Source organism: Delftia lacustris, assembly GCF_040267515.1.
In the GTDB taxonomy this organism is placed as follows: domain Bacteria; phylum Pseudomonadota; class Gammaproteobacteria; order Burkholderiales; family Burkholderiaceae_C; genus Comamonas; species Comamonas tsuruhatensis.
Genome location: NZ_CP141274.1, coordinates 3000103 through 3013635, shown reverse-complemented (window position 1 = coordinate 3013635; position 13533 = coordinate 3000103). Strand labels below are relative to the sequence as shown.

The 13533-nt window shown below is 66.3% G+C and carries 17 protein-coding genes; all 17 read left to right on the top strand.

Annotated features, from left to right (window positions below; all coding sequences use genetic code 11):
• Positions 1 to 49: 49 nt before the first annotated feature.
• The 17 genes from U6958_RS15160 to U6958_RS15080 all read left to right on the top strand — a co-directional run bounded on the left by U6958_RS15160 (position 50) and on the right by U6958_RS15080 (position 13480).
• Positions 50 to 829: a PFL_4669 family integrating conjugative element protein gene (locus tag U6958_RS15160; protein ID WP_004265522.1), complete on the top strand. Its 780-nt coding sequence runs from the start codon at positions 50 to 52 to the stop codon at positions 827 to 829.
• The gene (locus U6958_RS15155) at positions 826 to 1377 is read left to right on the top strand and encodes a DUF3158 family protein (protein WP_074241370.1); all 552 of its coding nucleotides are present in this window, start codon (positions 826 to 828) and stop codon (positions 1375 to 1377) included. Before U6958_RS15160 ends, U6958_RS15155 begins: the two co-directional genes overlap by 4 nt.
• The gene (locus U6958_RS15150) at positions 1374 to 1823 is read left to right on the top strand and encodes a single-stranded DNA-binding protein (protein ID WP_003454893.1); all 450 of its coding nucleotides are present in this window, start codon (positions 1374 to 1376) and stop codon (positions 1821 to 1823) included. Before U6958_RS15155 ends, U6958_RS15150 begins: the two co-directional genes overlap by 4 nt.
• Positions 1824 to 2100: 277 nt before the next feature.
• The gene (locus tag U6958_RS15145; protein WP_004265528.1) at positions 2101 to 4116 is read left to right on the top strand and encodes a DNA topoisomerase III; all 2016 of its coding nucleotides are present in this window, start codon (positions 2101 to 2103) and stop codon (positions 4114 to 4116) included.
• Between the two features lie 805 nt (positions 4117 to 4921).
• A complete protein-coding gene (locus U6958_RS15140) occupies positions 4922 to 5173 on the top strand; it encodes a hypothetical protein (protein WP_003454891.1) in 252 nt (83 codons plus the stop codon).
• A gap of 25 nt (positions 5174 to 5198) precedes the next feature.
• Positions 5199 to 5591, top strand: coding sequence for a hypothetical protein (locus tag U6958_RS15135; protein ID WP_003454890.1), 393 nt, complete (start codon positions 5199 to 5201; stop codon positions 5589 to 5591).
• Between the two features lie 103 nt (positions 5592 to 5694).
• Positions 5695 to 6159 carry a hypothetical protein gene (locus U6958_RS15130; RefSeq protein WP_004265538.1) on the top strand — a complete coding sequence of 155 codons (465 nt, stop codon included), beginning with the start codon at positions 5695 to 5697 and terminating at the stop codon, positions 6157 to 6159.
• An 80-nt stretch (positions 6160 to 6239) separates the two neighbouring features.
• On the top strand, positions 6240 to 6956 hold the full coding sequence (locus U6958_RS15125) for a hypothetical protein (protein ID WP_016451644.1): 717 nt from the start codon (positions 6240 to 6242) through the stop codon (positions 6954 to 6956).
• 292 nt (positions 6957 to 7248) lie between these two features.
• Entirely contained in the window at positions 7249 to 8046 is a 798-nt protein-coding gene (locus U6958_RS15120) for a hypothetical protein (protein ID WP_003454887.1), read from the top strand.
• 75 nt (positions 8047 to 8121) lie between these two features.
• Positions 8122 to 8487 carry a DUF3085 domain-containing protein gene (locus U6958_RS15115; RefSeq protein WP_003454886.1) on the top strand — a complete coding sequence of 122 codons (366 nt, stop codon included), beginning with the start codon at positions 8122 to 8124 and terminating at the stop codon, positions 8485 to 8487.
• Positions 8488 to 8630: 143 nt separating this feature from the next.
• Complete coding sequence (locus U6958_RS15110) at positions 8631 to 8975, top strand: hypothetical protein (protein ID WP_003454883.1); 345 nt, start codon at positions 8631 to 8633, stop codon at positions 8973 to 8975.
• A gap of 298 nt (positions 8976 to 9273) precedes the next feature.
• Entirely contained in the window at positions 9274 to 9837 is a 564-nt protein-coding gene (locus U6958_RS15105) for an STY4534 family ICE replication protein (protein WP_003454879.1), read from the top strand.
• Between the two features lie 120 nt (positions 9838 to 9957).
• Positions 9958 to 10587, top strand: a complete 630-nt coding sequence (locus U6958_RS15100; RefSeq protein WP_003454876.1) for a DUF3275 family protein — start codon at positions 9958 to 9960, stop codon at positions 10585 to 10587.
• 101 nt (positions 10588 to 10688) lie between these two features.
• On the top strand, positions 10689 to 11081 hold the full coding sequence (locus tag U6958_RS15095; RefSeq protein ID WP_003454873.1) for a hypothetical protein: 393 nt from the start codon (positions 10689 to 10691) through the stop codon (positions 11079 to 11081).
• Between the two features lie 7 nt (positions 11082 to 11088).
• Positions 11089 to 11358, top strand: coding sequence for a hypothetical protein (locus tag U6958_RS15090; protein WP_003454871.1), 270 nt, complete (start codon positions 11089 to 11091; stop codon positions 11356 to 11358).
• 137 nt (positions 11359 to 11495) lie between these two features.
• The gene (locus U6958_RS15085; RefSeq protein WP_004265548.1) at positions 11496 to 12323 is read left to right on the top strand and encodes a DUF932 domain-containing protein; all 828 of its coding nucleotides are present in this window, start codon (positions 11496 to 11498) and stop codon (positions 12321 to 12323) included.
• A gap of 500 nt (positions 12324 to 12823) precedes the next feature.
• Complete coding sequence (locus U6958_RS15080) at positions 12824 to 13480, top strand: hypothetical protein (RefSeq protein WP_004265557.1); 657 nt, start codon at positions 12824 to 12826, stop codon at positions 13478 to 13480.
• Positions 13481 to 13533: the final 53 nt, after the last annotated feature.

Genomic DNA, 13533 nt, shown 5'->3' with positions numbered 1-13533 from the left:
CGGGCGATGCCGATGCTGGCGGCTCGTTCCCGTACCGCGAGTCGTCACCATGGCCAATGAATCCCAGCCGCCCCTGCAGTTGAATCTCGGATCGCTGCGCAGCGCGATGTCGCTGACGCTGCACACCCACCACGCTTCACGCATCTGGCATGGCCGAGCGCCTGCCGAGGGCCGGCCCGGGATCATCGGCCTGAACGGCTACATCAGCGTGATGAACAAGATGAAGCGCGGCGCCGAGCAGGACGATCCCTACTCGGATTTCTGGATGCTGCGCATCGAGGACAAGCTGACGCAGACCAAGGACAGCTTGCAGGCGCTGCGTGAGCAGGTGGACCAGGCGCTGGCCGACGTGCCGCCCGCGCTGTCGCTGGGCGAGAACATGAACGTGCAGCCCGTGAAGCTGCCGCTGTTCGTCAATGCGCAGCTCGGCTTCATAGCGGTGTACCTGCTGGCCGACTACGACGACCTGGCCCGCAAGCTGATCCTCGCCCACCACACCGCGCTGATCGACCGCAGCACGCTGGAACGCTGGCTCAACGACGGCGCGCATGCGCTGCGCAGCCTGTTCTCGCTGGCACAGCAGTACCGCTACTCCGGCGCGACGCGCGACGACTTCGCCTCGAAGAACGCGGTGGCGCGGGCGGCGCTGGAGAAGTTCGGCGAGTTGCCGCAGGACGTGCTCGAAGGCACGCGCCGCTCGCGCTTTGCGCCACCGATCGCACGGCGGTCGGGCAAGCCTGGTAAAGCCGCGGATGCCGCACCCAGCGCTGGCGCAGCCGACGTGGCGGACGACGACCACGACCATGACGGCGAAGGCACGAAGGCATGACAGCATCGTCTTCCAACGGCCAACCGGCGCGCTTCCTGCCGCTGGAACAGGCGGACTTCCAGCGCCTGGAACACGGCTCCTACCTAAAAGGCCTTTTACAGCCTTTTAAAGGTAAGGGGAGTCTGGAGGCCTGGGCCAACCAGTGCACGGCGCTGCGCGACGACTTAATCGGGCTGGCGCAGCGGCGCGTGCTGCAACAGGCGCGGGCCTACCCCTTCTCGCTGCTCGACGTGCAACTGGCCCAGCAGACCACTGGCGCAGGCACGACCTTCCTGCGCTGGCGCAACCACGACCGTTCTTCCATGGGCGTGGCGCTGTGGGAATCGCTGCTCGACCGCCCGGCGACGCCGGCCTCGCTGATCGACGACCTGTACGCGATGGAGCTGCAGCGCATCGCTTTGAACATGCAGATCAGCCTCCTTCACACGCTGGGCCGCCAGGCCCAGGAGTGCGCCAGCAAGGCCGCGCAGGCCGAAGCGGCTTACCTGCGACGTGTCCACGGGCATGCCGCGTCGGTTCCATCCACCACCCCCAAGGAGACTCCATGAGCACGCACTTCGTCGGCGAGGGCAACATCGGTTCCGCGCCGGACTATCGCGAATTCCCTAACGGCAACGACGAGCCGCGCCGGCTGCTGCGCCTGAACGTCTACTTCGACAACCCGATCCCAAAGAAGGACGGTGAATTCGAGGACCGCGGCGGCTTCTGGGCGCCGGTGGAGCTGTGGCACCGCGACGCCGACCACTGGAAAGACCTGTACCAGAAGGGCATGCGCGTGCTGGTAGAAGGCCGCACGGTGAAGGACGAGTGGGAGGACGCCGACGACAACGAGCGCACGACCTTCAAGATCGAGGCCCGCCGCATCGGCATTCTGCCGTACCGCATCCAGGCCGTGACCCTCAGCGCCAGGACGCTGGAACCCGAGGCCGCAGTACCGCCGCCGAAGGAGACCAAGGGGACGAAGGCGTCGAAGGAAACCAAGGCCAAGGGCTGATTCCCCGCAGGGGGCGGCTGTAGCAACCGTCAGACGCCCGCCATGCACCAGCTATCCCCAGGGGATAGCTCCAGGGTGTTCCACCGGGTTCCAGCCGCCCTCCCGAAACGACGCTCCCGCTGCGCCAGCCGTTGCGGCTTCGCGCATGCCGCTGCGGCAACGCATCGCCTGCCGATCACAAAGCGGTGTCTGCGCCAATCGGCTTCCTTGCTGCCGTCATCCGCTGGCCCGGCCAAGCTGGGGCCATCCGATGACCGCACACTTCCAAGGAGGCTTCATGCGCGTGTTCCTGTGCGAGAAGCCGTCCCAGGGCAAGGACATCGCCCGTGTGCTGGGCGCCGGCCAACGCGGCAACGGCTGCTACAGCGGTGCGGGTGTCGTCGTGACCTGGTGCATCGGTCATCTGGTCGAAGCGGTTCCGCCCGAAGGCTACGGCGAGCAGTACAAGCGCTGGGGCATCGAGCAACTGCCTATTCTTCCCGAGCGTTGGCGTGTCGAGCCCAAGGCGGCGACCGCGGCGCAGTTCAAGGTCGTGCAGCAGCTCGTCGCCAAGGCGGGCGAACTGGTGATCGCGACCGACGCCGACCGCGAGGGCGAGATGATTGCCCGCGAGATCATCGAGCTGTGCGGCTACCGCGGCCCGATCCAGCGCCTGTGGCTGTCGGCGCTCAACGATGCGTCGATCCGCAAGGCCCTGGGCACGCTCAAGCCGTCCGCCGAGACGCTGCCGCTTTACTTCTCCGCGCTCGCCCGATCGCGTGCCGACTGGCTGATCGGGATGAACCTGAGCCGCCTGTTCACGTTGCTCGGGCGCCAGGCCGGCTACACCGGCGTGCTGTCGGTCGGGCGCGTGCAGACACCGACGCTCAAGCTGGTGGTGGACCGTGACCGCGAGATCGCGCGTTTCGTTTCGGTGCCGTTCTGGGCCATCGAGGTTGCACTCTCACATGCGGGCCAGTCCTTCGTCGCAAGCTGGACGCCGCCGCAGGGCAGCACCGACGACGCCGGCCGCTGCCTGCAACAGCCGGTGGCGCAGCAGGCTGCCGAGCGCCTGCGCGCGGCCGGTGCCGCCCAGGTGCTGTCGGTGGAAACAGAGCGCGTGCGCGAAGGGCCGCCGCTGCCGTTCGACCTCGGCACGCTGCAGGAGGTGTGCTCGAAGCAGTTGGGTCTGGACGTGCAGGAGACGCTGGACATTGCCCAGGCGCTGTACGAGACGCACAAGGCGACCACCTATCCGCGCTCGGACTCAGGCTACCTGCCCGAGAGCATGTTGGCCGAGGTGCCCACCGTACTCGACAGCCTGCTCAAGACCGACCCCGGCCTGCGCCCGCTGATCGACCGCCTGGATCGCCAGCAGCGTTCGCGGGCCTGGAACGACGGCAAGGTCACGGCGCACCACGGCATCATTCCCACGCTGGAACCGGCGAACCTCTCGGCGATGAGCGACAAGGAGCTGGCCGTCTACAGGCTGATCCGCGCCCACTACCTCGCGCAGTTCCTGCCGCACCACGAATTCGACCGGACGGTGGCGCAGCTTACGTGCGGCGGGCAGTCGCTGGTCGCGGTCGGTAAGCAGATCGCGGTGGCCGGATGGCGCCAGGTACTGGCGGCGCCGGAGCCCGACGACGCGGACGGCGAGGAAGCGCAGCGCGGCCAGGTGCTGCCGGCGCTGCGTGCTGGAGCTTCCTGCCAGGTCGGCCAGGTCGATCTGAAGGCGTTGAAGACGCTGCCGCCCAAGCCCTACACGCAGGGCGAGCTGGTCAAAGCCATGAAGGGCGTCGCCAAGCTCGTGACCGACCCACGCCTGAAGCAGAAGCTCAAGGACACCACGGGCATCGGCACCGAGGCCACGCGCGCCAACGTCATCAGCGCCTTACTGGCACGCGGCTATCTTGTGAAGAAGGGCCGTGCCATCCGCGCATCGGATGCGGCTTTCACGCTGATCGACGCGGTGCCGGCGGCCATCGCCGATCCGGGCACGACGGCGGTGTGGGAGCAGGCGCTGGACATGATCGAGGCCGGCCAGATGACGCTGGACACCTTCATCGCCAAGCAATCGGCCTGGGTCGCCCAGCTCGTGCAGCAGTACCGCGGCGCAACGCTCCCCCTCAAGCTGCCGCCCGCGCCGAGCTGCCCGCAGTGCGGCGCCCCGATGCGCCAGCGCACTGGCAAGAACGGCGCGTTCTGGTCGTGCAGCCGCTACCCGGACTGCAAGGGCACGGAGCCGGTCGAAACCGCGACAGGCAAGCCCGCAGCGCCAAGCCCGCGGCGTCGGTCTCCGAAGGCGAGCTGACGCCCACGTTTCCCTCTGCCACGCCGGCTGCTGCCGACGGCGGGGCAAACCTCCCGCACCCCGCGGGACTCCCCAGCGCGCGTTCCCTTCTGCAACGGTGTGCGCGTCCTGCAGGCCCATCACGGCCTGCTGGGCGAGAAGGTCATTTCTCCCCGGATCGCGTTCGCCGCGGTTCCCCTGATCGAGGTGCTTCCGCCGATACGCGAGCGGTCTCCTGACGCCTTGGTGTGCAAAACTGCGAGGCGCCAGGAGACCGCTTGCGGTCGACGGTATTCGGTGCCGGTGCCCGCCGGCGGAACAACGGGCTCCCTTTGTGTGTGGATGCACGCCAGAGGATTCCGGCCCCCAGCCACGAAACGGGCCGGGTGAGATTGCTGACGCAGCGAATGGCTTTGACGATGGCCTGGCCTGCTTGCAGCCCACAGGTGGATTGATTTCTCTCCAGCCGAAGCCTTGCGAGGCTTCGGCGCCTTTGTCGTGGGCGAACGGAATCGTGCATCGCTGCTCTTGCCAGCGCTCGGCCCAAACTGGACGGCGTTCGGTTCCGTTTGATCAGCGACGGAGTGCCGCCGCGCTTTCATTCTTCCCGCATGTGTCGCTGACGGTCGTCAGCACCATGCCCTGGCAGCCCCGGTCCTCAAGGCTGCAACGCGGTTCGCCGCGTTGACCGATCCAGTCCGCTTCGCACCGACCACCGCGGACGCGCGTCGCCACGACGCGGGTGCTTTTCATGTTCAACCCTTCGGGAGGTATCCGCTCCCGTCAGGGCGTGGTGCTCCCGGTCTTCAACCAACAGGAGAAAACCATGTCCCTTGCGCTCGCATCGGCACCTTTGAGTGCTGAACAGGCCCGAGCCGAATCCATCGGCTACCAGGCCCTGGCCTGCGTCGGCAAGCGCCTGCCCCTGCAAGTGCTGTGCAGCGCAGCCGGCCACTACATCGGCACCGCCGATGCGGACGGCCCGGTCTCGCGGGAGTCGGTCAGCTACTTCCGCTCGCACCACGCCGCCGAGCACGCCCTGCAAACGGGCCGCTGGCAGCAGCGCCTCCACCCGTGATGTCCAACCACCAGGAGCCCATGTCATGAACCGTGCCCTGCCTCAAGAGGTACTTGATCAGATCGAGCTGGAACACCAGCACTTCGCCGCCGCGCCCCAAGCCTTCTTCGAGGCGTGGAAACGCGGCGTCGACATCGCCGGAGCCGAATGGTTCGGCGACGGCACCCGCGAAGGCCTGCAGCGTGCCACCACCAAGTGGGATCTGCGGCCGAAGCTGCTGATGCTCAACGATGCCCTCGGCGTCCTGAGCAGCGGCCAGCGGATGTTCCTGTCCGCGATGGTGAGCTTCTACAACGCCCGCGAGGGCGGTGCGATGCTCAAGCGTTGCGGCTTCGAGGGTCTGTCCGACCTGGGCGGCCTCGACCTGGAACGGCGCAAGGTCGTCGCCGACCTGACGCTGAACTACAACGGCTGGTGAGCCGCGCTGCGGCCTGCCGACGTTCTTCTTTTCTTCCCACCCCACGAGGGACATGCGTCCCTGCATGGGGCCATGTCCCTCCTTTTCTTGAAAGGAGTGATTCATGTCCCCTGACTTTTCCATCGGTCTGCTCGTGACCGACGACGACATCGATGCGGTCATCCTTGAAGGCTGGCCGGCCGACGTGCGCAAGCCGCGCATCGTGGTGTTCGACTACGCCGGCAATGATGTGCCCGACGAGTATGTGCTGCATGTCAGCAGCGGAACCCCGAATACCGGATTGACCGGGCGCGAGGTGTTCCCGGTCGAGTACGGACCCGACTGCCGCTACCCATCGCCCGCTGAAGTCCTTTCGGTGCTCGATGCACCTAAGCCGGCCGGAAAACCTTCCGCGCTGAGCATCGCCCGCAACGTGCACCAGAGCATCCTCAACCTGGATGCGCGGCTGGATCGCCTGGAGCAGGCGCCGACCGGCGACGACTACAACCGCCTGTACCAGCTTGCGAATGGCGGCCTGCTCGACCTGTTGAAGGCGCTGGGCGACCCGTCCTCTACCGCTGCCGGCTGACCGGCTGCCACTTCATCCACCCGCTGGGGTTCAATCCCCAGCAGGGGATTGCCTCGGCCATCCCCTGCTGGAGAAATCCCATGTCCTACTCGAACAACAATCCCTTTGTCCGCGGCTACGACGGCCTGTCCGTCCAGCGGCTGCTCGCCATCTCCTACGACGACGACTGCCCGCTGACCTACCTGCCGCTGCATCCTTCGCAGTCGAATCTGCCGGACAGCCAGGTCGAACGGCGGGCCTGCATCTTCTCGGACGACTTCGTGCTGATCACCGAGGACCAGGTGGTCCCCAACGAGTTGCAGGCGCAATGCCGCAGCCACGGGCTCGCCCGCAACGTGGTCTATGCCGTGATGGCCGAGGAAGACGGCAAGCCACTGCACGTGGGCGACACTTACTCCGAAGAAGCGGCGCGGGAAGTCGTGCGGCGCCTGCGCTATGAAACCGGCTACTACAGCCGGTGCTGGGAAATCAGCAGCGCGCACCTCGACGCCGACGCACACCGCTTCCTCGCCGAACTGGCGGACATCGCCACGCCGACGCTGTTCCTGTTCGTCGCCTTCCGCATCCCGTACGGCCCGGCCATCGGGTTGAAGCTGATCGCCACGCCCTGGACCGACGAGAACCTGCGCGCGGTCGAAGGCATCACGGCCAAGCGGCTGATGCAGGAGCATCGCAAGAAGGGCATGCCGGAATCCCTCATGCACGTGCTGCACCTGGCCGCGCTCGCCGACGTGCGCATGCTGGTCTTCGATGCCGATGCGCAGGTGCTGGACGGCCTGCCGATCTACGACGACTGACACCACCTTTCGAGCCCCCACGCGGGGCTCGTATTCTTTCTGGACGAAGCCGGTGGACGCGCAGTGCCGATTCCCCCGCGTCGCTGGCCCACGCCTGACGCACGCTGCTCGCATGTTCGCTGGCGTTGCCGGCAAGCATGCCCAGGCAGTCGAGACCTTCGAGGCTGCGGCACGGTTCGCCGTGCTGGTTGCTATTCCTTCTCCGGGCGCATGTCGCGTCCATCCACCTCACCCCCAAGGGACACACCTCCCTTGCGGGCGGAAGTCCCTTGGTTGCCACAAGGAGTCTTCCATGGATACCCAAGCCATCCGCGCACAGATGCCGACGCTGGTTCGCGGCCACGTGCCTTCCAACGTCCGCAGCTTCAAGTTCAACATCTTCGACGGCCAGCCCAAGGTTTCGACGCTGGGCTTCCACGTTGATCCCAAGCCCTTCGAGGGCAAGGTCATCGCCACCACCGACGAGGCCATCGTCGTCAAGACGGGGCGGGCCGAGTTCGCGGTGCTCGACAAGGCCCTCGTCACCGACGTGCCCGACGAAGGCGCCAAGGTGCAGGTCGAACCGTATGCGCGGCGCCGCTTCGACGGCTTGCGCGCGGATACGCCCGAGGAGAGCACTGAGTTCACCGCCGACGGCCAGCCGTACACGGTGAAGCGGCTCATCCTGGGTTCCGCGCCGGCCAAGCTGCCGATCCCCGAGCCGCAGTGCCCCGAGCTGCAGGAGCTGATCCACCAACTGGAGCAGTTGCCCGCGCCCGATGGATTCCGCCGCATCACGCACCTGCTGGTGGATGCCGGCGCGCGGGACTTCACGGTGGTCGATCCGAGCCCCAGCAACATCATCGCCACGCCGCCGGCCATCGGCTTCACCGTCGCTTCGGCGAAGTTCCAGGGGCGCGTCACCGTGCTCTACGAACGCGGCCTCGACACCTACGCGGTGGAGCTGCATCGCGAAGGCGAGCTGGTCGAGCGGGTCGATGAAGTGTTCTTCGACACCTTGGGCCAGGTGCTGGAGCGGCTGATCGACGACGGGAGCTGGCGCCTCATCCGCGTACAGCGCCTGTCCGGTCGCAAGCCCGTCCAGCACTGATCCCCTCACGTCCCCAAGCGGCTTCCCGTCCTCGCGGCGGGAAACCTTCTTCCTTCACCGTTGGAGACCACTTCCATGACTGTTCGATTCAAAGGCACCGAGCTTCGGCCCGTGCTTGCCGAGGCGGCGGCCAACCAGTGCCGCGTCATCCTGGTCAAGGACCAGGGCGTGTATTTCATGGCCGAGCACGGCGAGAGCCGGCCCGATGGGCGGCGCAAGACCATCGCCTACGCCGTGGGCTGCAACCCCGATGTCGATGCGTTCGACGACTGGTGGGAACTGGCGCGCGCCGAATTCGGCGGCGACGACTTCGGCGAGTTCTTCGCCCTGCAGGAACGGGTCCTCACCCGTATCCTGCACAGCGAGGACGACCTCGAAGTGTCGGCCACGGTCACGCACCTGTCGATGCAGGCGGTATCCGCTGCACCGGCCGGCCACTGACCGTACTGCTTCCCAGCCCCCTTCACGGGGGCTTCTCTTTATCTCGTGCCGCGGCCCATGGCCGCATCGCACGCGCTCGTCTCCAGTCCGGCTCGGGCCGCTCACGCCGGCATCTGCCGGTGCCACCGCCTGGTGACGCCTGCATGCGAGACCCGTTCAAGATCGAGCAACCGACCTGCATCAGCTTCAGCGGCGGCCGCACCAGCGCGTACATGCTCTGGCGCGTGCTGCAAGCCAACGGCGGCCTGCCCGCAGATGCCGTCGTCTGCTTCGCCAACACCGGAAAAGAAGTGGAAGCCACCTTGCGCTTCGTGCGCGACTGCGCCGAGCACTGGCAAGTGCCGATCCACTGGCTGGAGTACCGGCCCATCGAACCGGGCTTCGTGGTGGTGGACTTCGATACCGCCAGCCGCGCGGGCGAGCCCTTCGAGATGCTGGTCCGCAAGCGGCAGTACCTGCCCAACCCGGTGGCGAGAGGGTGCCACTAATGCGGACAGCCGCCGGTGCCGATTGCCGCTCGCGCGGGCGCGCGCCTGGCGCCACGCTGCCGCCATGTTCCGCTGACGCCCGTCAGCAGCATGCCCAGGCAGTCTCGATCTTCAAGACTGCGACGCGGTTCCGACCGCGTTGATCAACCAGTTCGCTCCGGCATCCCAGCGCGAACAGCCATCGGTTCTCCCGATGGTGATGCCACCCAAGCTGTTCCTTCAACCCACGCGGGGGTTCCACACCTTCCCCGCCTTGGGTCGGGTGTGTCTCCGCCTCATTGTTCTCAGGAGATTCACCATGACCACTTCCACCGACAAGTCCTACTTCGACCTGCACATCACCGGACTCGGGTATCTCAATCGCATCCGCGAAGTGAAGCCCAAGAAAGGCGATGCGTTCCTGGCCTGCGACATCGCGGCGCTCAACGGCCCCAGCGATGACGTGGCCTACGTGCGTTTCGACACGCGCGTCTCGGGCTCCGAAGCGCAGCACCTCGTGCGCCGCTGCATCCAAGCGGTCGATGCCGAGAAGAAAGTGATGATCGGCTTCCGTCTGGGCGACCTGTGGGCCGACACCTTCACCTACTCCAAGGGCAAGCGTGCCGGCGAGCAGGGGGTGAGCTTCAAGGCCCGCCTGCTGTTCGTCAGTTGGATCAAGGTCGACGGCAAGCTCGTCTACAAGGCCGAGCCCAAGCCGACCGATGCCGACCAGCGCGACGAACGCGACGTGCGTAACACGGATGTCCCCGCGACGTTCGCTGAGCCGCAAGCCGCTGCGTTCGAGCCCGCCAGGCCCGCCGCCGAAGCTGCCGACGAAGCCACTGCCGATGCGCCTGCATTGGAAGTTGCCGAGTCGTTCTGATCCGCAAGGCCCCGACTCTGAATTGAGTCCGGGGCTTTGTCTTCTCCCACTCGCGTGCGCATGCGACCGTCGCCATGACGGCCGTGTGCGTGATCGCAGCTTCGTCCGCAGGAGTTCTTCATGATCACCATTCCCGGCCAATTGGCCATCAAGACCATCCACGGCCGTAACGGCGACTTCAACGTCGGGCGCCTTGCGACCTCCATCGGCGAGTTCGTCGTGAAGAACGCCGAACTCGACCAGTACGCCGAAGGCAAGTACGAGGGCGATTTCGCCATCGCGGAGATTCGCCCGTCCACGTACACCGCCAACGGCCGCATGGTCATTGAGATCCGCGCCCTCCTGGGTGGGATGACTTTGTCCAACATCGACGCCCTGAGCCGTGACGACGCCCGCCGGCTGAGTCCGCAGGAAGTCGATCCGATCGACGAGGAAGCGCAGACCGCCACGCCGACGCCGACGACCGCCCCCAAGGCGGCCGGCCGGAAGAAGGCGCGCAGCTCGCGCGACCCGCTGGTCGATACCACGCCGTTCGGCAGCGAGCCGGCTGCTGCGTCTGCCGAGGCTACGGCCCATGCGGACGACGACGGCGACGCGGCGCTGTTCGGCACACTCTGGCCGCTGGGCGATGTCGTCAAGCTCGATGCCACCGTGGATCGGCGCGTGCTGCGTCAGCAGCGCGACCGCCTCGGCGACCTGGGCTACGAGTTCGCTCCGCTGTCCCAGGACTGGCACCTCACCAGGGTCTGATCCCATCGCCATTTCACGCCGCATGCCTGCGGCTTTCCACCACCCGCCGGGGCTCCTTCCCCGGCGGGAGGACTCCGGCCCTTTCTCACAGGAGTCATTCCATGGGCTGGACATTCGTTCGATTGACGCGCGATCAGTTGATCCGCGAGCTGACCGCAACCGAGGAAACCGAGCGGTCGCGCAGTGAGGTCATCGACCACACGCTGGTCGGCAACGTGCTGTGGACGGTGGCGCGCGTCACCGCCAAGCAGGCCGGCGTCCTGGGTCTCGCACCCGGCGAGTCGGCCACCTTGATCGGCTGCCATCTGCTGGAAAGCGAGGGCCGCGAATGGGGCTACAAGTTCCTGGTCGAGGCCGAGCACCCGTACTACTACTCGTGCCCGCTGCGCTATCTCGACATGGCGCCGCAGCGCTGCGCCACCTGGCGCGCAAGGGTGCATGCCTTCCACCAGCAGCCGACGCGCAAAGCGGCCGGCGATGCAGCCACCGACTGAGGCGAACATGGACACCCTCATGTCGTCCTTGCCGCCCGAGCTGCTTCGCTTCGTCGAAGACCAGTTGGCCAACAACGAGGTTTCCGACGACGACGAACTGCGCGAGCACTTCATCGCCAACGGCCTGAGCGAAGAACAGGCGTGGCAGGCACTGACCTACCGCGCGCTGTACCTGCGACACGTCTTTCTCGACGGCTTCACGCCGATCCTCAAAGGCCAGGAAGCGCTTTGCTTCAACCCGCACAGCCGCGGCTGGGAGCCGGTTCCGAACCCATAGGCCGGCCTTCACGCGGCGCACTTCTTCATCCCTTTCATCAGGCCCTGTTCAGCAGGGCTTTTCTTCGTCCTACGCAATCGCACGCATCCGGCCTCGGCCGCTGGATGCCGATTGCTCCATTCCGCAAGGAGATCATCATGCAACTCGCATCTCGCTTCGCCCCTCGTTCCCCGGTGCTGCGCGCCGACCATCCGTTGTCGGACGATCAGATTCGCACCGTGGCCCCATCCATCTTCGCGGACACCCCGCACGAAAGCCGCTCCGAACGGTACAGTTACATCCCCACGGCGGCTGTGCTGACCGAACTGCGCAGAGAAGGTTTCCAGCCGTTCATGGTGTGCCAGACCCGCGTGCGACACGAGGATCGCCGCGACTACACCAAGCACATGCTGCGCCTTCGCCACGCCAGCCAGATCAACGGCGCCGAGGCGAACGAGATCATCCTGCTCAACTCGCACGACGGCACCAGCAGCTACCAGATGCTCGCGGGCATGTTCAGATTCGTCTGCCACAACGGCCTGGTGTGCGGCGACACCTTCGCCGACGTGCGCGTGCCCCACAAGGGCAACGTCACCGATCACGTGATCGAAGGCGCCTACGAGGTGCTGCACGGCTTCGAGCGCGTGCAGGACTCGCGCGACGCCATGCGCGTCATCACCCTCGACGACGGCGAGGCCGAAGTCTTCGCCAGGTCGGCGCTGACCTTGAAGTACGACGAGTCGGGCAAGGCCTTGCCCATCACGGAGACGCAGATCCTGCGGCCTCGTCGTTTCGACGACAACCGTGCCGATCTTTGGTCGGTCTTCAACCGGGTTCAGGAGAACCTGGTCAAGGGCGGCCTGACTGGCCGTGCCGCCAACGGGCGCCAGCAGCGCACGCGACCCGTTCAGGGCATCGACCAGAACGTCCGGCTCAACCGGGCGCTTTGGCTGCTCGCGGATGGCCTGCGTCAGCTCAAAGCCTGACCCACAAGCGGATCGTGCCTCGCGGCATGGTCCGCTTTTTCTTTGGCGGCGCTGTGCTGCCAGCGCACCACGTTCAGTTTGGTTCGGTGTAACCCTAATGCGGCAATTCGCTGCCGCCGCGAAAATTGCGGTTCGACTGCATACCTCCCTGGCTTTTCCTCCCTGAGCCAAGCAGTCATCTTTGCCGCCTCGGTGTTCCCGGGGCGGTTTTCTTTTATGGCCGTCCTTCCAGGCCGCGGGCGATGCGCCAGCGCAAACAGGGTTGGACGCTGGGTCGGTTTTCCGCTCCCGCTGTAGGCGCACCTTGGCGCAGGCTATGTCCCATGTCCGTCGGCGTTGCCGACAACATGCCCAGGTAGTCCAGACCTTCAAGGCTACGGTGCGTTGCGACGCACGGTCTGATTCTTCACCACGACGCTCACCGCGTCTTCTTCCATCCCCCTGGGGCAGTGACTGCCCTCGCGGTTGGTGCTGTCTCCGCTCACTTCGAGGACATCACCATGCCTGCACCTTCTTCCCCCAAGACGCTCTATCGCATCGACGAATGCCCCGACCTGATGGCCGATGGCGTCGTCGGTGACGAGAACGGCAACCTGGTCTTCATCTCCCTCTGGGCGCGCGACACCGCCGTCCAGGAATTCCTGGCCCGCCTCACCCTGGGCCGGGACGAACAGGGACTGGATCAGTTCCACGTCATCACCGAGCAGGGCGCCAGCATCCCGGTCTTCGTCGGCAACGTCGAGAACCTGGAGAAACGCAGCGCACGCGCCTACCGGCGCACGCTGTTCGGCTCGCTGACCAACATCTGGCTGTTCGATCGGCGCTGCGTCAAACCCGACAAGGCCAACGCCAGCGCACTGGCGCTCCTGCCTCGCGATTCCACGCACCGGCTCGACCGGCTGTGGACGCTGGTGCGGGACACGTGCCCGCTGCCGCTTCTCGATCCCTGGCGCGACAGCGTACTGGAACTGCTGCAGGCGAAGTCGATGCTGACGCGCCTGCCGTTCGCCCTCGGGCCTCTGGAAGGCCATCGGCTCGCCATCGACGTGCCGACGCTGACCGAGGTGCTGGGCGGCCTGATCCGCAGCGGCGCGCTCGTCGGCGGCGCACCCGCCAGCCGCACCCCCTCGGCGCAACCGCTCGAAGCGGTGGCTTGAGGTTCCTTCACCGGACATGCACGCGCGCATGTCCGCATCCCTTCATCTTCAAT

Bases quoted from the DNA above. Each gene is read 5' to 3' on its own strand.
- U6958_RS15160 (WP_004265522.1), top strand. From the start codon at position 50: ATGGCCAATGAATCCCAGCCGCCCCTGCAGTTGAATCTCGGATCGCTG.
- U6958_RS15155 (WP_074241370.1), top strand. From the start codon at position 826: ATGACAGCATCGTCTTCCAACGGCCAACCGGCGCGCTTCCTGCCGCTG.
- U6958_RS15150 (WP_003454893.1), top strand. From the start codon at position 1,374: ATGAGCACGCACTTCGTCGGCGAGGGCAACATCGGTTCCGCGCCGGAC.
- U6958_RS15145 (WP_004265528.1), top strand. From the start codon at position 2,101: ATGCGCGTGTTCCTGTGCGAGAAGCCGTCCCAGGGCAAGGACATCGCC.
- U6958_RS15140 (WP_003454891.1), top strand. From the start codon at position 4,922: ATGTCCCTTGCGCTCGCATCGGCACCTTTGAGTGCTGAACAGGCCCGA.
- U6958_RS15135 (WP_003454890.1), top strand. From the start codon at position 5,199: ATGAACCGTGCCCTGCCTCAAGAGGTACTTGATCAGATCGAGCTGGAA.
- U6958_RS15130 (WP_004265538.1), top strand. From the start codon at position 5,695: ATGTCCCCTGACTTTTCCATCGGTCTGCTCGTGACCGACGACGACATC.
- U6958_RS15125 (WP_016451644.1), top strand. From the start codon at position 6,240: ATGTCCTACTCGAACAACAATCCCTTTGTCCGCGGCTACGACGGCCTG.
- U6958_RS15120 (WP_003454887.1), top strand. From the start codon at position 7,249: ATGGATACCCAAGCCATCCGCGCACAGATGCCGACGCTGGTTCGCGGC.
- U6958_RS15115 (WP_003454886.1), top strand. From the start codon at position 8,122: ATGACTGTTCGATTCAAAGGCACCGAGCTTCGGCCCGTGCTTGCCGAG.
- U6958_RS15110 (WP_003454883.1), top strand. From the start codon at position 8,631: ATGCGAGACCCGTTCAAGATCGAGCAACCGACCTGCATCAGCTTCAGC.
- U6958_RS15105 (WP_003454879.1), top strand. From the start codon at position 9,274: ATGACCACTTCCACCGACAAGTCCTACTTCGACCTGCACATCACCGGA.
- U6958_RS15100 (WP_003454876.1), top strand. From the start codon at position 9,958: ATGATCACCATTCCCGGCCAATTGGCCATCAAGACCATCCACGGCCGT.
- U6958_RS15095 (WP_003454873.1), top strand. From the start codon at position 10,689: ATGGGCTGGACATTCGTTCGATTGACGCGCGATCAGTTGATCCGCGAG.
- U6958_RS15090 (WP_003454871.1), top strand. From the start codon at position 11,089: ATGGACACCCTCATGTCGTCCTTGCCGCCCGAGCTGCTTCGCTTCGTC.
- U6958_RS15085 (WP_004265548.1), top strand. From the start codon at position 11,496: ATGCAACTCGCATCTCGCTTCGCCCCTCGTTCCCCGGTGCTGCGCGCC.
- U6958_RS15080 (WP_004265557.1), top strand. From the start codon at position 12,824: ATGCCTGCACCTTCTTCCCCCAAGACGCTCTATCGCATCGACGAATGC.